Source organism: Mesorhizobium sp. RCAM 06353 (genome assembly GCF_059683585.1).
The window spans coordinates 230,818-248,909 of sequence record NZ_CM185031.1 but is presented as its reverse complement, the minus strand read 5'-3'; the positions used below and the strand labels follow the sequence as shown (position 1 = coordinate 248,909).

The following is an 18,092-nucleotide window of genomic DNA, read 5'->3' as shown; positions in this document are numbered from 1 at the left end:
CGCAATCCAATCGACCTGTTCTAGAACCGGTAGTTGATGCCGGCCTTCAGTTCATGGCTGCCGATCGTCGTCTTGGACGTGCCAAGGGCCGATGTCGTCTCGACGCCAGGGGTGCGGACATAGTCGTACTCGACCTTGGCGGACAGTCCGCCGGCAAAGCCCTGCTCGATGCCGGCGCCCAAGAGATAGCCGACCTTCCACCCATCGGCGCTGGTGACATTGTCGCCCTTGTCGAACTTGGTCAGGGCAACGCCGCCGGTTCCAAACAGCAGCGTCTGGTCGAAGCTGACGCCTGCCTTGGCCTTGGCGGCACCACGCCATTTCTCCTTGATCTTGCCGCCATGCACGTCATGCTCGGCGCCGCCCAGATAGGAGCCTTCGATCTCGGCGCCGAGGACCGCCGGCCCCATCTGCTGGTTGTAGCCGGCCTGAACGCCGCCGCTGAAGCCATTTCGATCGGCGAACGGATTGGGCATCCTTGTGAACGCCGTGCCGCCATGGACGCCGACATAGGCGCCGCTCCACTGGAAGGCGGGGGGATCGTTGTAGGTCGGTGAAAGGTCGGCGGCCATCGCCGGCCCGAGAAGGCAGATGCCAAGGACACCGGCCGTCAGGACGATCTTTGCTTGAGAGGACACGAGCATTACTCCAACACAAACGCGCATCCGGCAAATCGGTACGCAGGTTAACTCCCGGGGAGCCTGACCGTTGGGGCGGTCGGGCTCCGATTTGGTGTCTTTCAGGGATGGCTGCACGGTCCTGAAACTGGCGTTCGCCAGCTGTGGTAGGGGGGTCGGAGCGCCGCGCAATCAGTCACCTGAAAGACGCCGACTGTCTCGCAGGTGAAAATTGCACGCACATTGCGCAAAATTCGAAAATGACGATTTTGTGCTTTATTTTCAATAAATTAAAATGATCTTGTTTACCAATATTTAAGAACTTTGGACCTTCCGAAGGCGGAAATTTAGATCATTTGTTCGAAATGAACAGCCTCTCCAGTTGCCCGGCTCCGGCGCGGCAGCGTACAAACCCCACGGGCAATTGGCCTCCGTCCGGAGGCTTCGCTTCGCTGTGCCCAAGGCAATTCGGGGGATTTGCTTTTGCGGGTCATCTATTTTCATTCCGACACGCATCCGTATGACAAGGCGATCTATCCCGGCGTGGGCCCGGCCTTCGCCAGACCGTTGTCGTGGGAGGCCCGGCCGATCAGTCAGATCGGCCAGGGCGATTGCGAGGTCGCCGTCGTCGACAATCGTCTTGAACCCGGCGATGTCGGGGTGCTCAAAAAGCATCTGGCGGTTCCCGCCAGCCGGCGGCCGCTGCTCTTCTTCCGGGTTAGCGATCCGGACATGCCGGAGACGGCCAATCCCTGTGTCAGATTCATCTTCGATTGCGCCGACCATCCCGGCGTCCACTATGCCACGACCTACGATCCCGAGGGACCATTCCAGGCCTTCGTGACGACGCTGAAAGTCTCTCGCGTCGTCCACCTGCCCTACGCATACGATTCCTCGCGAGAACTCGATACTCCGCTTTCTGGCCGTCGCCGAAAGATCTTCCTGTCGGGCAGCAATTCCAAGACCCTGTATCCGCTGCGCTATGCCCTGCGTCGCAAGCGCTCCCGGTTTCCCTGGTTGAGGCCGTTCCTTTTCGATCTCAAGCATCCCGGCTATCCGGAGGATGGAAAGCCGCCGCGTCACGACATCACGCACGCGCGCTTTGTCAGCCTTGCCTCGCAATTCACCCATTTCTTCCTTTGCGGGACCCTCCACAATGTCGAGCTGATGAAATATGTCGAATGCGCCTATGCCGGCTGTGTGCCGGTTGGCGTGCCGGCAACCTCGCTGAAGGCGACCGCGGGGCGGTATTTTCAACCCTACACCGCGCGCGGGTTCGACCTTGTCAGGGATGTTTTCCAGGCGATGCCGGTGCTTGAGCAGCGGGCGGCCGGCTACAGGGCCGCGATGCGCGAACTGAGGTCGCCAGCCAGGATCATCAAGGATTTCTCGGCCGAGGTCAGGAGCATCGAGCGCCAGTGACCGCCATGGATCCGCAACATCCAGAGGTACGTCCGGACGACGCCATCGAGCCCGTCGTCAACGCTGTTTGGATCGGCGCGTCTCTGGACGATTTTCACGCCGCCTGCCTGCGTTCCTTCGTGCTGGCGGGGCACCGGATGGTTCTCCATTGCTATGACATCCCGCGCAATGTTCCGCCCGGTGTGGAAACCGCCGACGCGTCGAAACTGATGTCGAGGGAGCGGGTCGTCTATTACAAGTCGAACGGAAGCCCGTCGCTGTTTTCCAATCTTTTCCATTTGAAGATCCTCGAAGCGGGGCTCGGTCTGTATGTCGATTGCGATGTGTTTTGTGTCAGACCAATTCCGAAGCAGGACTATATCTTCGGCTATCAGACAAATGATCAGCTCAACGGCGCGGTGCTGAAATTGCCGGCCGGCAGCCAGACACTGATCGAGATGCTGAAGTTCGCGGACGATCCCTATTACATCGTGCCATGGCTCGTGCGCTCCAAGCTGCTGCGCTACAGGTTCCGCAAATTCATAGGCCTGCCCATCCACATCTCCAATTACAGCTGGGGCCAGCTGGGGCCTGAGGCGATCACCTATTTCGCCCGCGAGGCCGGCACCATTCATCACGCAGCACCCATCGATGTTTTCTATCCGGTCCACCACTATCAGGTCGCGATGTTGCTCGATCCTGCCCTTCCGCTTTCGCAGATAGGCACGCCACGCACCCTGTGCATTCATCTGTTCGACCATACGCTCCGGAAATGGATGGCGGGCCGCGCCGTTCCGGCGCGTTCACCGCTCGGTCAGATGCTCGAGCGTTGCGGGCTTCCTACGGCAGGCAACATCTAGCGGCGGCCTACCGTCCCAGGTGCAGACCGCGCCGGCTTGATGGATGGCTGCCAAGCACGTATCTCTGGACCGTGCCCATGAGTCCGGGCATCTCAATCGGGAGACGGCCTTGTCCGCACTGACGCGCTTTCTCGGCGACTCGCCATTCAGGGTGATCCTGAAGCTGCTGGTGGTGTCGTTCCTCGTCGGCCTTGTCATGAATGCCTTCGGCTGGTCGCCGATGGATGTGTTCTACAGCATCCAGAGGTTCTTCATGGACCTGTGGAATCTAGGCTTCCACGCCATCGACCGCTTCCTCGGTTACATCCTGCTGGGTGCCGCGATCGTCGTGCCGGCCTTCATCCTGCTCAGGATCGCCAACTACCGAAAATGAGCTTCTAGGCGTAGTTCGACGCCACCTCGAACAGGATGGCGTGCCGCGCGGCAAGTGACGGCACATCCGTGGAATAGCCGCCGCCGACGACACCGCAGACGGGGATGCCGATCGCGCGGAAGTGGTGGACAACCATCTCGTCACGGGCCCGCAGCCCGTCATTGGAAAGCGCCAGCCTGCCAAGCCGGTCCTCGGCATGGACGTCGACGCCGGCATTGTAGAACACCATGTCCCAATGCGCCCGCGCCGACAGCTCCGGCAGGATGGCCGCCAGCCTTTCCAGATAGGCGGCATCGCTCGTGCCGTCGGGCAGAGCGATGTCGAGGTCGGAGGCGATCTTGCGCACGGGGTAGTTGCGCTCGCCATGCATGGAGAAGGTGAACACGCGTGGCTCACCGGCGAGGATATCCGCCGTGCCGTCGCCCTGATGCACGTCGAGATCGACGACCAGGATGTTTTGTGCGGCACTCTCCGTGAGCAGCACCAGCGAGGCGACGGCGACGTCGTTGAAGGTGCAAAAGCCGGCGCCTTGCGCGCGCCGTGCATGATGGCTGCCGCCGGCGGTGTTGCAGGCAATACCGTGGCGCAAGGCAAGGCGCGCCGCCAGTATCGTGCCACCGGCGGCAAGCTGCGCGCGCAGCGAAACGCGAGGACCGACCGGAAAGCCGATCTCACGTTCGATTTTTTCCGGCACCGAACAGCTGATGACCTGGTCGACATAGTCGGCCGCATGGGCAAGCTTCAGCCATGAGGCCGGCGCGGGTTCGGCCGTGTTGAGCGCGTCGGGTCCGGCCAGGCCACGTGCGCGCAAGGCCTCCATCAGCAACGGATACTTGCTCATCGGGAAGCGATGGTTGGTGGCAAAGCCGGCGTCGTAGTCGGGGTGGTGGACGATCTGCAGTGGCATGAACGGGATCCGGCGGACTCGCGCCAGACCGGGATTTCGGTTGGCCATCGCGGCAAGGGTGATTGCGCGGTGGCCGGAAAATGGGGCACATCGGCTCTTCGATCAAGCCGCAATCAGCAAGGCAGCAATCCCTTGGACAAGGGTGCAATCCCAGCCGACGCCAGACCTTTCGTCGTCACCAACCGTTCCGTGCTCGCCATTGCGGTGCCGATGACGCTCGCCTATCTGACCACGCCGATCCTCGGCCTTGTCGACACGGCTGTTGTCGGCCAGTTCGGCGACGCGGCCCTTCTCGGCGGCCTGGCCGCGGGATCGCTGGTGTTCAGCGTCGTCTTCACCAGCTTCAATTTCCTGCGCTCCGGCACCACCGGCCTTGTCGCCCAGGCTTTCGGCCGTGGTGATGCGCTTGAGGAACAAGCGGTGTTATGGCGCGCCGTGCTGATCGCCGTCATTGCCGGTATTGTCCTGGCGGCGCTTTCACCCCTGATCGCCGTCGGTGGCCAGTGGTTCATGGGCGCCGAACCGCGCGTCAGCGAGGCGATGAGCGTCTACATCAGGATCAGGCTGCTTGCCGCGCCCTTCTCGCTGATCAACTATGCCATCCTCGGCTATGTGCTGGGGCGCGGCGAGGGCGGGCTCGGGCTGGTGCTGCAGCTGGTGCTGAACGGCATCAACATCGGGCTCTGCTTCCTGCTTGGCCTGAAGCTGGGCTGGGGTGTTTTCGGCGTCGCCTGGGCGACCGTCACCGGCGAGTTCCTGGCCACGCTGCTTGGTCTGGCGATCGTGATCCGCCGCTTCCGCTCGACCCCGTCCTTGCCGCGCCATCGGCTGCTCGACATGAGCGCCTTCCTGCGCATGCTGTCGCTCAACCGCGACATCATGATCCGCTCGTTTTCGCTGCTCGCCGCCTTCGCGCTGTTCACCCGCCAGGGCGCGCAATTCGGCACGGTGACACTCGCCGCCAATGCGGTGTTGATGAACTTCTTCCTCGTCGCCGGCTACTTCCTCGATGGCTTTGCCACCGCTGCAGAACAGCTCGCGGGCCGTGCCGTCGGTGCGCGCGCCGAGCAGCCCTTCCGTCAGGCGGTGCGGTTGACCCTGTTCTGGGGTTTCGGGCTGGCTGGCGCCGCCACTCTGGTGCTGCTCTTGGCCGGCGCCAATCTGGTCGCCGTCGTCACGACATCGCAGGAGGTGCGCTCGGTGGCCGACATCTATTTGCCCTGGGCGGCATTCACTGCGCTCAGCGGCGTGCTGGCGTTCCAGATGGACGGCGTCTTCATCGGCGCGACCTGGTCGCGCGACATGCGCAATATGATGCTGCTGTCGTTCCTTGTCTTCGCCGTCGCGCTGCTGACGCTGGCGCCTGCCTTCGGCAATCACGGCCTGTGGGCGGCGCTGCACGTTTTCTTGCTGGTGCGGGGCTTCAGTCTGCTGGCCATTCTGCAGCTAAGGTTGCGCACGGCGTTCAGCTGAGTGGCTTGGACGCCCATCGGTCAAGGTGGCTGTCGCGCAACGCGCGGATGGATTTAAGCCGCTCCTTTTCCGCGAAACGGATCATCCCGGAAAGAATGCGGCCCGGCAGCGCAGGCCCGGCATAGATCATGCTGGTGTAGAGCTGCACGAGATCGGCACCCGCGCGGATTTTCTGCAGTGCCGTCTCGGCGGAATCGACGCCGCCGACGCCGATTATGGCGATGCCCGGCCCGAGCAGCTTGCGCATCTTCGCCAGCACGATGGTCGAGCGCTCGAACAGCGGTTTTCCCGAAAGCCCGCCGGTCTCGCGCGAGGCGTCGCCGCTGCGCAGCGGCGGCCGCGAAATCGTGGTGTTGGAGACGATGACGCCGTCGATCTGTTTTTCAATAACCTCGGCGGCGATGTCCTCCAGCTCGGCCTCGACCAGATCAGGCGCGATCTTCAGGAAGACCGGCGGCTGGGCCATTGCCGTGGCACGCGCGGCCATGACTCGCGACAAAAGCTCGCCGAGCTGCTCGCGCGCCTGCATGTTGCGCAGGCCGGGCGTGTTGGGCGAGGAGATGTTGACCGTCAAATAGCTGGCATAGGAAGCAAAGCGGGCGACGCCGCGCTCGTAGTCGCTGACGCGGTCGGTGCTGTCCTTGTTGGCGCCGATGTTGACGCCGACAATGCCAGAACGCCCCTTGCGCGCGGCAAGGCGTTTTTCGGCCGCCGCATGGCCCTCATTGTTGAAACCCAGCCGGTTGATCACCGCTTCATCCGCCGTCAGCCGGAAGATGCGCGGCTTCGGGTTGCCGGCCTGCGGCAGCGGCGTGACCGTGCCGACCTCGGCAAAACCAAAGCCGAGGCCAAGCAGCGCGTCGGGCACCTCGGCGTTCTTGTCGTAGCCGGCCGCCATGCCGAGCGGGTTGGGGAAATCGAGGCCGCAGAGGCTGACCTTCAACCTGGTGTCGTGCACCGTCCGCGCACCGACCGGCAGGCCGCAGCGCAGTGCCGCGATCGACATGCCATGCGCGGTTTCCGGATCGAATGTGAACAGCAGTTTTTGGCCAAGCCGGTCGAACAGACTCATTCGGCCTCCAGTGCCGGGAAGAGGTGGGTGCCATCGGCGCCGAGCGGCAGCAGTCGCACCCATGTGACGGATTTCAGTTCCAGCACGCCGTAAAGGTGCGGGAACAGCGCGCCGCCGCGCGAAACCTCGTATTTCAGCGCGTCGCCCAGGCTGGCGCCGTCGATGGCGACCAGCAGAAGGTCCGCCTGGCCGGAAAAATGTTTCGCCGCGGTTTCCCGGACCTGCGCTGCCGTGGAGAAATGGATGAAGCCGTCGGCAACGTCGATCGGCGCTCCGGTGAAACGGCCACTGGCTTCGGCCTCGCGCCAAGGCGCTTGCGGGGTTATCTTGTAGATAAACTGAGACATGGTTGCGCTATAGTCCGAACCAGCCACGCGGGAAAGGCCACGCCAAGGGTCTTCCCCATTTCCGGCGCAAACATGCGATATTTCAGGCCTTGGCCATGGAGGACAACATGCGTCTGCAACACATCTTGATCCCCGCCGCGCTCGTTTCACTGGTCGCGGCCACCGCCTCTTCGGAAGAAACCGACCGCTACCGGCTGGAAAAATCCGCCAACGGCTATGTCCGCATGGACACGCAGACCGGTGCGATGTCGATCTGCGAGGAACGCTCCGGTCAGCTCGTCTGCAAGGTGGCGGCCGACGAACGCGCCGCGTTCCAGGACGAAATCGACCGCCTGCAAACCTCGATGAAGGCAATGGACGAACGCGTCACCAAACTCGAGAATTCGCTGTCCGCGCGCCTCGAATCGAAACTGCCGAGCGAGGAGGATTTCAACAAGACGATGAGCTACATGGAGCGCTTCCTGAAGGGCTTCATGGGCATCGTCAAGGATATGGACAAGGACAACGGTGGCGGCGCCCAGCTCAATTCGCAGAAGACCTGAGCGCTGTAGACAAGGGAAAATGCGGCGCGCTGGTTTTGCCGCTTGAAAACAGCGCGCAGCCTCCCATAATCGTCCGACTGGTCCCGAAAAGCTTAAAAATCATCGACGGGATTCGGGGAGGGACATTTGCCGTCAGGCTATTCTTTCGTCATCGCCGACGATCATCCGCTGTTTCGCGGTGCTCTGCGCGAGGCACTTGCCGGCATCGGCAATGTCGCCGCCATCCACGAGGCCGGCGATTTCGAAAGCGCCAAGGCGCTGGTCGTGGCCAATGAGGATGTCGATCTGGTGCTGCTCGACCTGTCGATGCCGGGCGCCAGCGGCCTCTCCGGCCTGATTTCGCTGCGCGGCATCCATCCGGCGGTGCCGCTTATCGTGGTTTCCGCGCATGACGATCCGGCGACCATCAGGCGCGCGCTCGATCTTGGCGCCTCCGGCTTCATCTCCAAATCGGCGAGCATGGAGGAAATCCGCAACGCCGTGCAATCGGTGCTGGCCGGCGACATCGCCGCGCCCGTCGGTGTCGATCTCGGCGTCGAACGCGATCCCGAAATATCGGACCTGATCAAAAGGCTGCAGGCGCTGACGCCGCAGCAGACCCGCGTGCTCGGCATGCTGGCCGAAGGCTTGCTCAACAAACAGATCGCCTATGAGCTCGGCGTCTCCGAGGCCACCATCAAGGCGCATGTCTCGGCCATCCTGCAGAAGCTTGGCGTCGACAGCCGCACCCAGGCGGTGATCCTTTTGTCCAAGATCGGCAACGACCCGTTGCAGCCAGCGCACTGAGCGCCAGCGCCGAATGATTCATGCTACGTGCTTCAGGTCATCGTTCGGCCTTGCCTGTCACTCTGTGCTGGCTATCGCTTGTGCGATCGCGCGTATCCAGGTCGCAGCGGTCGCAGCGTCGCCGTCCGGCGCGCCGACTGCCGGCTCACCGAGATAGCTTGCCTGCCAGGACGCGGCGACATCGAGGCGGCCGCGTCGACCCGCCTGCCCCGGCGAAGGTGTTGCTCCGCAGTTAATCCAGACCGCGAACGATATCTCGAAGAACCTGGCATAGTGCTTACGAGCGAATAGGACCTGACCTTATTCGGCGGCCGAGGCCAGCGGCCTGACCCGGGCCATCATCGAGCGCAGCACGGCCGGTTTCAGCGGCTTGTTGATGATCGGAATCTCCAGCCCACCTGCCGCCGCCCGGACCTCATTGGACCGGTCTGCGGTGACCAGCACGGCTGGCAGGTCGTCACCATGGATCGCACGCAGCTTGGCGATGATGTCGAGACCGGTTTCGCCGTCGAGATGGTAGTCGGCAAGCACGATGTCCGGGCGGTGTATCGCGGCACTCTGGAGATCCCGTGAGCCAGACACCGTATCGACGTTGCATCCCCAACCTTCGAGCAGCAGCCGCATGCCTTCGAGGATGCGGGCGTCGTTGTCGATACAGAGCACATGCAGCCCGGCCAGCGAAGCTGCGGCACGGGCGGGGGCCTTGGTTTCGACCTCGCGTCGCGGTTCCTGCACCGCCGCCACCGGCAGGATCACCGAGAAGCGGGTGCCTTTGCCGGGATTGGAGAAGATGCGGATTTCGAGCCTGAGCACCCGGGCGATGCGGTCGACGATGGAGAGGCCGAGGCCGAGGCCCTCGGCTTCCCGCGCGCCTTCGTCCAGTCGGGTGAATTCATGGAAGACCGTGTTCAGCTTGTCGCCGGCAATGCCGATGCCGGTGTCGATCACCTGGATTTCCGCCAGTTCGCCGCGTCGCCGCACGCCGACCAGGATGCGACCGTGCCGGGTGTACTTAATCGCGTTGGAGACCAGATTCTGGATCAGCCGGCGCAACAAATTGCGGTCGGTCATCACGGTGAGCGACGAGGCCATGATGGTCAGTTCAAGCTTCTTTTCGGCTGCCATTGGCCGAAAATCATTGCCGATCTGGCGCAGCAATCCGTCGAGGTTGAAGGCGGTATCGTCCGGCTTCATCGCACCGGCGTCGAGGCGCGAGATGTCGAGCACGGCGCCCAAAATGGTCTCGACCGATTCCAGCGAGGATTCGATGTTGACCGCCGCCTTGCCGGCCGGACCCTTGCCGGCCTTCTCGATCAGCGACGAGCAATAGAGCCGGGCCGCGTTCAAGGGCTGCAGGATGTCGTGGCCGGCGGCGGCGAGGAAGCGCGTCTTGCCGAGATTGGCCTCCTCGGCCAGCATCTGCGCCTGCGCCAGTTCCTCGTTGACCCGGGTCAACTCGATGGTGCGGGTCTTGACGCGCTGTTCCAGCGATTCATTGGCGCGCTTCAGCGCCAGATCCTGTTCGACGCGCCCGGAAATGTCGGCATAGGTGGCGACGATGCCGCCATCCGGCATCGGGTTGGAGCGCAGCTCCAGGATGCGGCCGCTGGTCTTCAGCTCCATCTGCCAGGGGCTGACGAAGCTGGTCAGCCGGTTGAGCATCGCCACGCGCTGGTCGGCGGGGATGTCGCCGCGCTCCGCGAGATGGCGCAGGATCTGGTCGAGTGAGACACCGACCTGGCCCATCTCGTCGGGCAGGTCGAACAGCGCCCGGTATTGGCGGTTCCAGCAGATCAGGCGGAAATCGCGGTCGAAGACGGTGATGCCTTGCTCCATCTGGTCGAGCGCGATCTGCAGCAGGTCGCGATTGTGCTGCAGCGCCTCGGTGGCGTCGTCCAGCAAGCGGAAGGCATCGCGGGATTCGCGGTCATGGCGCCGAAACAGCAGCGACAGGATCAGCCGCGCCGAGGAAGAGCCGACGGCACTGGCCAAAAGCTGCTCGGAGAAGCGGATAACGTCCATGCTCGCCTGCTCCTTGCCGAGCAGCGTGGTTCCGTTGGTCTTCTCGAACGACTGGAAGGAGCGCTCGGTGCGCTCGACGCCGAGATAGCGGCCGATCGTGTCCTTGAGGTCGTTGACGGTGATGGCGGTGCGGAAGCGGCGCAGGCTCGGCATCGGGCCGGCGTCGCGCGGCACGAAAATCGACGCCTGGATGCGTTCCAGCGGCACTGACGCGCGCGACAGCGAGCCAAGCACGAAAAACAGCGTGTTGATCGACAGGCTCCAAAGCACGCCGTGGTTCAGCGGCTCGGCCACGGTGCCGAACAGCGCCTGCGGCCGCAACGCCTCGAAGCCGAACAGCCCATGCAAGAGGATATCGGTATCGGGCGCGACAAGTGACGGCAAAAGCAGCGTGTAGCCCCAGACGAGGATGCCGGCGACCATGCCGAGCGCTGCCCCCCGGCCATTGGCGCCGCGCCAGATCAGCCCGCCGACCAGCGCCGGCGCGAACTGCGCGATCGCAGCGAACGACATCAGGCCGATCGACGACAGCCGCGCGCTGTTGGTGCTTTCGCGATAGTAGAGGAAGGCGATGAACAACAGGATGAAGATCGCCCCGCGCCGCACATTGAGGATCAGCGTCGACCAGTCCTCATTCTCCGAGGTCGATGTCTTGAGCAGGCGGCGTACGAACAGCGGAATGACGAGGTCGTTGGAGATCATGATCGACAGCGCCACGCTTTCGACGATGACCATGGCCGTTGCCGCCGACAGCCCGCCGATGAAGGCCGCCATGGCGAGCACATCATGGCCGCTGAACAGCGGCAGCGACAGCACGTAGAGATCGCTGCTGGTGCCGGTGCCGACCAGCGACAGGCCGGCAAAGGCGATCGGCAGCACGAACAGATTGATCGCCACCAGGTAGAGCGGAAACACCCAGGTCGCGGTGCGCAACTCGGCCTCGCCGCGGTTCTCGACGATGGTGACGTAGAACTGCCGCGGCAGCATGATGATGGCACAGCCGCTAAGGCCAGTCAGGACCAGCCAGGTGGCGAGCGAGGTGTTGTAGCCCATCGCCTGCCGCACCTGCCCATTTTGCGCCAGCGTGGCGAACATGTCGCCTGGGCCGCCGAAGATCAGGAAAGTGACCATCAGGCCGATCGCCAGGAAGGCAGCGAGCTTGACCACGGTTTCGACCGCCACCGCCAGCACCAGCCCGTCCTGATGCTCGGTGGCGTCGGCATGGCGGGTGCCGAACAGCACCGCAAACAGCGCCAGCAGCATGGCGACGACCAGCGAGATGTCGCTGACGAACGGATCGAAGGAGGGCGGCGATCCCGAATAATGTTCGACCATCAGGCTGACCGAGCCGGAAATAGCCTTCAGCTGCAGCGCGATATAGGGCACCGCCCCAATGGTGGCGATCAGCGTGGCGATCGCGGCAACGGTGAAGCTTTTGCCGTAGCGCGCGCCGAGAAAGTCGGCGATCGAAGTGATCTTCTCGGTCTTGGCCAGCCGCACGATGCGGTTGAGCAGCGGAAAGCCGAACACGAACACCAGCACCGGGCCGGTATAGATGCCGAGGAATTCGAGGCCGCGTTCGGAGGACAGCCCGACCGAGCCGAAGAAGGTCCACGAGGTGCAGTAGATGGCCAGGCTGAGCGCGTAGATGAAAGGCCGCGCCCGGCTCGGCCCTGAAATCGCCGAACGGCGGTCGCCCAGGCTGGCGATGGCGAACAGCAGCGTCACATAGGCGATCGCGATGATGACGATGAACAAGCCCTGCACGCCTGGAATTTCCTCCTTTGCCGTCTTTTTATCGGCTTGTCTGAACGCAATCACAGCTTGGCGCTGGAGTCCATTGCGGCTTTGGCAGCATGATCGCGGCCACGAAACGAGCCTGGGCGCCGCCTAAGGTGCCGTAACGGAAGGAGAAAACGGTTGTTTTCCCTTTTTGCATATGTTGCAACCGCAGGTTTTTGTTATGTTGCCTTCAGGTCGATGCCGCAAGGACGGAGCGGCAGCGCGGCCTGTCATGACAAGGAGGGTCGAATGCTGAAAGAATTCCAGGAATTCATTTCCAAAGGCAATGTGATGGACCTTGCGGTCGGCGTCATCATCGGCGCTTCCTTTGGCACTATCGTCAAGTCGCTGGTCGACGACGTCATCATGCCAATTGTCGGTGCGATTTTCGGCGGCTTGGACTTCAACAACTATTTCCTGCCTCTGTCATTGGACAACAAGGCCGCGACGCTTGTTGACGCCAAGGCGCACGGCGCCGTCCTCGCCTATGGCAGCTTCCTCACCGCGGTGCTGAACTTCCTCATCCTCGCCTTCATCATCTTCCTGATGGTCAAGGCCGTGAACAATCTGCGTAAGAAGCTCGAGCGCGAGAAGCCTGCGGCACCCGCCGCACCGCCGCCGGCCGATATCGCGCTGCTCACCGAAATCCGCGATCTGCTTGCCAAGCGATAATTCAGCCAACGATTGCTGGACCAAAACCCCGGTCGTTCGCGGCCGGGGTTTTCTGTTCTCGCATCTGGTAAAGAGCGGCAACACCAAGGGAAAACGGATTTGTCCATGAGCCTGATCGACAGCTTTCGCGCTGAAGCCCGAGCCGCACCGGAAAGCGGCATTGTCGCCGTCGTCAATTACGGCCGCCTGCGCGAGGGTCTGATCCCGCTCTGGGCCGGCGAGGGCGACCTGCCGACGCCGGCCTTCATCACCGATGCCGCCTCGAAGGCGCTGGCCGGTGGCGAGACGTTCTACACTTGGCAGAGGGGTATTCCTGACCTCAGGCAGGCGCTGTCACGCTACTACGCCAGGCATTTCGGCAAGACGTTCCCCGAGGAGCAATTCATCGTCACCGGATCCGGCATGCATGCCATCCAGATGTCGCTTACCGCTCTCGCCGGCGCTGGCGACGAGGTGATCTATCTATCGCCGGCCTGGCCGAATTTCGATGCCGCCGCAGCCCTGTCGGGAGCTGTTCCGGTGGCGGTCACGCTCGATCATTCCGGCAATGGCTGGTCCTGCGACGTCGAGAAGATCGCCGCGGCGATCACGCCGCGCACCAAGGCGCTGTTTATCAACACGCCGTCGAACCCGACCGGCTGGACCGCCGATCATGAGACCTTGCAGGCGATCCTCGATCTCGCGCGCGCCAGGAACGTCTGGATCATTGCCGACGAGATCTATTCGCTGTTCCACTATGGCCATGGTCGCGCGCCGTCCTTCCTCGACATCGCGACAGAGGAAGACCGCATCCTGTTCGTCAACTCCTTTTCCAAGAACTGGTCGATGACCGGCTGGCGTGTCGGCTGGATCAAGACGCATCCGAGCCTGCAGCAGGTGTTCGAGAACCTGATCCAATATTCGAATTCCGGCGTTGCCCAGTTCATGCAGCGCGGCGCGGTCGCAGCCTTGGACGAGGGCGATGGGTTTGTCGCTGAACAGGTGGAGCGGGCGAGGAAGGCACGCGATCTGATCTGCGGCATTCTTGGCGCCACCGGCCGCGCAAGGTTTACCGTGCCGCAGGGCGCCTTCTATCTGTTCTTCACCGTCGACGGCATCACCGATTCCCGGACGGCGGCCTTCGACATCGTCGACAAGGCCAATGTCGGCCTGGCGCCGGGCACCGCCTTCGGTCCCGGCGGCGAAGCCTTCCTCAGGCTGTGCTTCCACCGCCGCCTCGATCAGGTCGAGGAAGCGGCGCACCGGCTGGCAAAGTGGATGAAGACTGTTTGAGCCGCTAACGAGGTCCGAAAAAAACCGCTCCGGCGAGCCAGATGGCCGCCGGAGCAGAGTTTCAATGCGGCTTCAGCCGCCCGACTTGGGCACCAGCAGCGGAACGATCCGATCGCTCTTGGCGACAGTGGGCCGGCCGGCGGAGCCGTAGGGAATGCCCAGCGCATCCCAGGTCTCGACCAGCGCGTCCTGCAGTCCCGCGATCAGGGTGTCGGAATGGAACGGCGTCGGCGTGATGCGCAGCCGCTCCGTGCCGCGTGGCACGGTCGGGTAATTGATCGGCTGGATGTAGATGCCGTGCACGCCGAGCAGGCGATCGCTGGCCATCTTGCAGAGCTCGGGGTCACCGACCAGCAGCGGCACGATATGGGTTGGCGACTCCATCACCGGCAAACCGGCCGCCGACAGGATCTGCTTGGTCCGGCTCGCCTGCTGCTGCTGCGCGTCGCGCTCGGCCTGCGAGCGTTTCAAATGGCGGATCGATGTCGTGGCCGCGGCGGCGATCGCCGGCGGCAATGCCGTGGTGAAGATGAAGCCCGGCGCATAGGAACGCACGGCGTCGATGACGGCACTTGTGCCGGTGATGTAGCCGCCCAGCGTTCCGAACGCCTTGGCGAGCGTCCCTTCGATGATATCGATGCGGTCGGCGAGGCCCTCGCGCTCGGTGATGCCGCCGCCGCGCGGCCCGTACATGCCAACGGCATGGACCTCATCGATATAGGTCATGGCGTTGTAGCGCTCGGCGAGTTCGACGATCTCTCTGATCGGCGCGATGTCGCCGTCCATCGAATAGACGCTCTCGAAGACGATCAGCTTGGCGCGCTCGCGCCCCGCCGCCTGCAACAGGCTTTCCAGATGCGCGACGTCATTGTGGCGGAAGATCTTCTTCTCGGCGCCCGAGCGCCGCACGCCTTCGATCATCGAGGCATGGTTCAGCTCGTCCGAGATGATCAGGCAGTTGGGCAAAAGCCGCGCAATGGTCGAGATCGACGCTTCGTTGGAGACGAAGCCGGAGGTGAAGACCAATGCCGCGTCCTTGCCGTGCAGGTCGGCAAGCTCATGCTCGAGCTCGACCAGCGGGTTGGAAGTGCCGGAAATGTTGCGGGTGCCGCCGGCGCCCGAACCCATCTTGCCGGCCGCTTCCTGGAACGCGGCGATGACATCGGGATGCTGGCCCATGCCGAGATAATCGTTGGAGCACCAGACGGTGATTTCCTCGGCGCGGCCATTGGAACGCCATATGGCGCGCGGAAACTTGCCCGCGATGCGCTCAAGGTCGGCGAAGACACGATAGCGACGCTCCGCGTGGAGCTGGTCGATCGCTTCTTCGAAGAACCGCTGGTAGTTCATGTCGGCTTCCCAATTTTGCGCGGGATCATAATCATTGCCCTATTGGTCGTCCACCGGGCCGTTTTGGTCAAAATGCCACGCCCCGTACCTGTTCCTAACGACCACGGATCGTGGCCTATTCCCTTGATGTGGATCAACTTTGTTTCAGGACGATGCCACATGCCGGTCATACCGGTTACCACGAGTTCTAATGGCCATGCGGCGGGCTTTCCAGTAGAGCGGGGGTTGAGACAGTTTCCGATAAATCTTGAGATGCGAGGTCGCGGATGACAGTGTTGGTGACAGGCGGTGCCGGCTATATCGGCAGCCACATGGTCTGGGAGTTGCTGGATGCCGGCGAAAGCGTGGTCGTTCTCGACCGGCTTTCCACCGGTTTCGAATGGGCGGTGGCACCGGAGGCAAAACTCGTCGTCGGCGATGTCGCCGACAAGGAATTGGTCGGATCGATCATCCGGGACAATAAGGTCGACGCCATCATCCATTTCGCCGGCTCCATCGTGGTCCCGGAATCGGTCGCCGACCCGCTTGCCTATTACGAGAACAACACCTCGAAGACGCGCACGCTGATCGAAACCGCTGTGCGCGAGGGCGTGTCCAATTTCATCTTTTCCTCGACCGCCGCAGTCTATGGCGGCGCCGGGCTGGAGCCGGTGCGCGAGGACGCCCGCCTGGCACCGGAATCGCCTTACGGCCTGTCCAAGCTGATGAGCGAATGGATGCTGCGCGATGCTGCGACAGCGCATCCCATACGCTACACCGCGCTGCGCTATTTCAACGTCGCCGGCGCCGACCCGAAGGGCCGCACCGGCCAGTCGACGCCGGGCGCCACCCATCTGATCAAGGTCGCCTGCGAGACGGCACTCGGCAAACGGCCTTTCATGCAGGTGTTCGGCACCGATTATCCGACGCCCGACGGCACCTGCATGCGCGACTATATCCATGTCAGCGACCTGGCGGCGGCGCATCGCCTGGCCCTGCAGCGGCTGCGCGCCGGGGGCACCAGCCTCGTCGCCAATTGCGGTTACAGCCATGGCTATTCCGTGCTCGAGGTCATTGAAAGCGTGCGGCGTGCCTTCGGCCGGGATTTCGAGGTCAAGATGGGCGATCGACGTCCCGGCGATGCGGCAGCCGTGGTCGCCAATTCGGACCTTGCCCGGGCGGAACTCGGCTGGACGCCGCAACGCGACGACCTCGACCAGATCGTTGCCGATGCGCTCGCCTGGGAGCGCATCCTGACCAGCAAGAACTCCGCGCGCGGCTGAGCCAGACTTCCCGAGGGCTCGCAAGGCGCGCGGTGACGCGCTATGGAAGCAGTCGCGACACGGCGTGGAGGCGCCGCGCCGCGAACAGCTTTGGGGGATGGCATGAAGATAGTGGTGCTTGGAGCCGGCGTTGTCGGTACGGCAGCCGCTTATTATCTGGCCGCCGATGGCCACGAGGTCACCGTGATCGAGCGCCATCCGGCGCCGGCGCGGGGCACCAGCCAGTCAAATGCCGGCCTGGTCTCGCCGGGCGATGCCACCGCCTGGGCCTCACCGGCGGCGCTCAAGACATTTTTGCGCGCGCTCTACAACCATGATCTCGGCATCAAGGTGCGGCTGCGCTTCGATCCCTATTTCCTCGCCTGGAGCCTGCGCTTCCTGCGCCAGTGCACGGTGGCGCGCCTGCGCGCCAACAGCCAGGTCAAGCTGCGGCTGGCGCTCTATTCGCGCGACTGCATCAACGCCATCTCCGCCGACACCGGCATCCATTATGACGAGCGCAAGAAGGGCATCCTCTATTTCTTCCGCTCGCAGCACAGCCTAGACACCGGCACCGACAATTACCGCTATCTGGCCGAACATGGCCTGCCGATCGAGATCGTCGGCCGCGACCGGCTGGTCGAGCTCGAACCGGGTCTTGCCGGGGTGAAGGAAAAGATTGCCGGCGGCGTCTATTCGCCGATCGACCAGACCGGCGATTCCAGAATGTTCGTCGACAATCTCGCCGCCTATGCGCGCGAAAAGCTTGGCGTCAAATTCCTGTTCGACACCACGGTCGAAGGCCTCGATATCGACGGCGACCGCGTGCGCGCGGTGATGACCTCGGCTGGTCCGATTGCAGGCGACGCCGTGGTCATTTCGATGGGCCCGGAAAGCGGCCTGCTCGGCCGCCGCTATGGCATCGACCTGCCGGTCTATCCGGTGAAGGGCTACACGGCCACCATACCGTTGGAAGACGAGAGCAAGGGGCCGACCATGGGCGGCGCCGACGAGGACCAGCTAATGGCCTATTCGCGCCTTGGCAATCGATTGCGATTGGCTTCGACCGCCGAATTCACGGGCTTCGACCGTACCCATAAACCCAGCGACTTTGCCACCATGTTCCGGACCGGCAAGGATCTGTTCCCCGGCGCCTTCGACGAGAAGAAAGCCGTACTCTGGGCAGGCCTGCGGCCAATGATGCCGAACTCCGTGCCGGTCATCGGCCAGGCGAAATACCGCAACCTTTACCTCGACACCGGCCACGGTCATGTCGGCTGGACCATGGCCTGCGGCTCGGGCAAATTCCTGGCCGATCTCGTTGCCGGCCGCAAGCCCGAGATCGACCCGCAGGGGTTGGTCTACAGGGGATAAA

General features: G+C 63.2%; 16 protein-coding genes. 10 read left to right on the top strand and 6 right to left on the bottom strand.

Annotation, left to right across the window (positions count from 1 at the left end):
• Nucleotides 1-20: 20 nt before the first annotated feature.
• Entirely contained in the window at nucleotides 21-638 is a 618-nt protein-coding gene (locus AC56QX_RS01075) for an outer membrane protein (protein WP_497113331.1), read from the bottom strand.
• 462 nt (nucleotides 639-1,100) lie between these two features.
• Here AC56QX_RS01075 and AC56QX_RS01070 point away from each other — a divergent pair, with 462 nt between their 5' ends.
• The 3 genes from AC56QX_RS01070 (at nucleotide 1,101) to AC56QX_RS01060 (ending at nucleotide 3,251) form a co-directional block, all read left to right on the top strand.
• A complete protein-coding gene (locus AC56QX_RS01070) occupies nucleotides 1,101-2,039 on the top strand; it encodes a hypothetical protein (protein ID WP_497113330.1) in 939 nt (312 codons plus the stop codon).
• Nucleotides 2,036-2,878 carry a hypothetical protein gene (locus tag AC56QX_RS01065; protein ID WP_497113329.1) on the top strand — a complete coding sequence of 281 codons (843 nt, stop codon included), beginning with the start codon at nucleotides 2,036-2,038 and terminating at the stop codon, nucleotides 2,876-2,878. The genes AC56QX_RS01070 and AC56QX_RS01065 overlap by 4 nt, the downstream gene beginning before the upstream one ends.
• A 109-nt stretch (nucleotides 2,879-2,987) precedes the next feature.
• Nucleotides 2,988-3,251, top strand: coding sequence for a DUF6460 domain-containing protein (locus AC56QX_RS01060; RefSeq protein WP_497113328.1), 264 nt, complete (start codon nucleotides 2,988-2,990; stop codon nucleotides 3,249-3,251).
• Nucleotides 3,252-3,255: 4 nt separating this feature from the next.
• On the opposite strand, the gene AC56QX_RS01055 is transcribed toward AC56QX_RS01060, so the two are convergent.
• Nucleotides 3,256-4,158: a histone deacetylase family protein gene (locus AC56QX_RS01055; protein ID WP_497113327.1), complete on the bottom strand. Its 903-nt coding sequence runs from the start codon at nucleotides 4,156-4,158 to the stop codon at nucleotides 3,256-3,258.
• 132 nt (nucleotides 4,159-4,290) lie between these two features.
• Between AC56QX_RS01055 and AC56QX_RS01050 the strand changes: the two genes are divergently transcribed.
• A complete protein-coding gene (locus tag AC56QX_RS01050) occupies nucleotides 4,291-5,631 on the top strand; it encodes an MATE family efflux transporter (protein ID WP_497118059.1) in 1,341 nt (446 codons plus the stop codon).
• Here the strand turns inward: AC56QX_RS01050 and AC56QX_RS01045 are convergent.
• Nucleotides 5,624-6,703 (bottom strand): quinone-dependent dihydroorotate dehydrogenase, encoded by a 1,080-nt coding sequence (locus AC56QX_RS01045; RefSeq protein WP_497113326.1) that lies wholly within the window; start codon nucleotides 6,701-6,703, stop codon nucleotides 5,624-5,626. The genes AC56QX_RS01050 and AC56QX_RS01045 overlap by 8 nt on opposite strands.
• The gene (locus AC56QX_RS01040; RefSeq protein WP_497113325.1) at nucleotides 6,700-7,050 is read right to left on the bottom strand and encodes a DUF952 domain-containing protein; all 351 of its coding nucleotides are present in this window, start codon (nucleotides 7,048-7,050) and stop codon (nucleotides 6,700-6,702) included. The genes AC56QX_RS01045 and AC56QX_RS01040 overlap by 4 nt, the downstream gene beginning before the upstream one ends.
• A 107-nt stretch (nucleotides 7,051-7,157) precedes the next feature.
• Here AC56QX_RS01040 and AC56QX_RS01035 point away from each other — a divergent pair, with 107 nt between their 5' ends.
• Nucleotides 7,158-7,592 (top strand): hypothetical protein, encoded by a 435-nt coding sequence (locus AC56QX_RS01035; RefSeq protein WP_497113324.1) that lies wholly within the window; start codon nucleotides 7,158-7,160, stop codon nucleotides 7,590-7,592.
• A 126-nt stretch (nucleotides 7,593-7,718) separates the two neighbouring features.
• Nucleotides 7,719-8,378 (top strand): response regulator transcription factor, encoded by a 660-nt coding sequence (locus AC56QX_RS01030; RefSeq protein ID WP_497113323.1) that lies wholly within the window; start codon nucleotides 7,719-7,721, stop codon nucleotides 8,376-8,378.
• Between the two features lie 300 nt (nucleotides 8,379-8,678).
• Here AC56QX_RS01030 and AC56QX_RS01025 read toward each other — a convergent pair whose 3' ends face one another.
• Complete coding sequence (locus AC56QX_RS01025; RefSeq protein WP_497113322.1) at nucleotides 8,679-12,167, bottom strand: PAS domain-containing hybrid sensor histidine kinase/response regulator; 3,489 nt, start codon at nucleotides 12,165-12,167, stop codon at nucleotides 8,679-8,681.
• A 264-nt stretch (nucleotides 12,168-12,431) separates the two neighbouring features.
• On the opposite strand from AC56QX_RS01025, the gene mscL reads away from it, so the two are divergent.
• Together mscL and AC56QX_RS01015 are read left to right on the top strand one after the other, a co-directional pair.
• Nucleotides 12,432-12,854 carry a large conductance mechanosensitive channel protein MscL gene (gene mscL, locus AC56QX_RS01020; protein WP_475453476.1) on the top strand — a complete coding sequence of 141 codons (423 nt, stop codon included), beginning with the start codon at nucleotides 12,432-12,434 and terminating at the stop codon, nucleotides 12,852-12,854.
• A 105-nt stretch (nucleotides 12,855-12,959) separates the two neighbouring features.
• On the top strand, nucleotides 12,960-14,126 hold the full coding sequence (locus tag AC56QX_RS01015) for a pyridoxal phosphate-dependent aminotransferase (protein ID WP_497113319.1): 1,167 nt from the start codon (nucleotides 12,960-12,962) through the stop codon (nucleotides 14,124-14,126).
• Nucleotides 14,127-14,198: 72 nt separating this feature from the next.
• Here the strand turns inward: AC56QX_RS01015 and hemA are convergent, their stop codons facing one another.
• Entirely contained in the window at nucleotides 14,199-15,476 is a 1,278-nt protein-coding gene (hemA, locus tag AC56QX_RS01010; RefSeq protein WP_497113318.1) for a 5-aminolevulinate synthase, read from the bottom strand.
• Nucleotides 15,477-15,742: 266 nt separating this feature from the next.
• Here hemA and galE point away from each other — a divergent pair, with 266 nt between their 5' ends.
• Nucleotides 15,743-16,738: a UDP-glucose 4-epimerase GalE gene (gene galE / locus AC56QX_RS01005; RefSeq protein ID WP_497113317.1), complete on the top strand. Its 996-nt coding sequence runs from the start codon at nucleotides 15,743-15,745 to the stop codon at nucleotides 16,736-16,738.
• Nucleotides 16,739-16,840: 102 nt separating this feature from the next.
• Nucleotides 16,841-18,091: a D-amino acid dehydrogenase gene (locus AC56QX_RS01000; RefSeq protein WP_497113316.1), complete on the top strand. Its 1,251-nt coding sequence runs from the start codon at nucleotides 16,841-16,843 to the stop codon at nucleotides 18,089-18,091.
• The last annotated feature ends 1 nt before the right edge of the window (nucleotide 18,092 follow it).

Bases quoted from the DNA above. Each gene is read 5' to 3' on its own strand.
- AC56QX_RS01040 (WP_497113325.1), bottom strand. From the start codon at position 7,050: ATGTCTCAGTTTATCTACAAGATAACCCCGCAAGCGCCTTGGCGCGAG.
- AC56QX_RS01015 (WP_497113319.1), top strand. From the start codon at position 12,960: ATGAGCCTGATCGACAGCTTTCGCGCTGAAGCCCGAGCCGCACCGGAA.
- hemA (WP_497113318.1), bottom strand. From the start codon at position 15,476: ATGAACTACCAGCGGTTCTTCGAAGAAGCGATCGACCAGCTCCACGCG.
- AC56QX_RS01055 (WP_497113327.1), bottom strand. From the start codon at position 4,158: ATGCCACTGCAGATCGTCCACCACCCCGACTACGACGCCGGCTTTGCC.
- mscL (WP_475453476.1), top strand. From the start codon at position 12,432: ATGCTGAAAGAATTCCAGGAATTCATTTCCAAAGGCAATGTGATGGAC.
- AC56QX_RS01000 (WP_497113316.1), top strand. From the start codon at position 16,841: ATGAAGATAGTGGTGCTTGGAGCCGGCGTTGTCGGTACGGCAGCCGCT.
- AC56QX_RS01045 (WP_497113326.1), bottom strand. From the start codon at position 6,703: ATGAGTCTGTTCGACCGGCTTGGCCAAAAACTGCTGTTCACATTCGAT.
- galE (WP_497113317.1), top strand. From the start codon at position 15,743: ATGACAGTGTTGGTGACAGGCGGTGCCGGCTATATCGGCAGCCACATG.
- AC56QX_RS01035 (WP_497113324.1), top strand. From the start codon at position 7,158: ATGCGTCTGCAACACATCTTGATCCCCGCCGCGCTCGTTTCACTGGTC.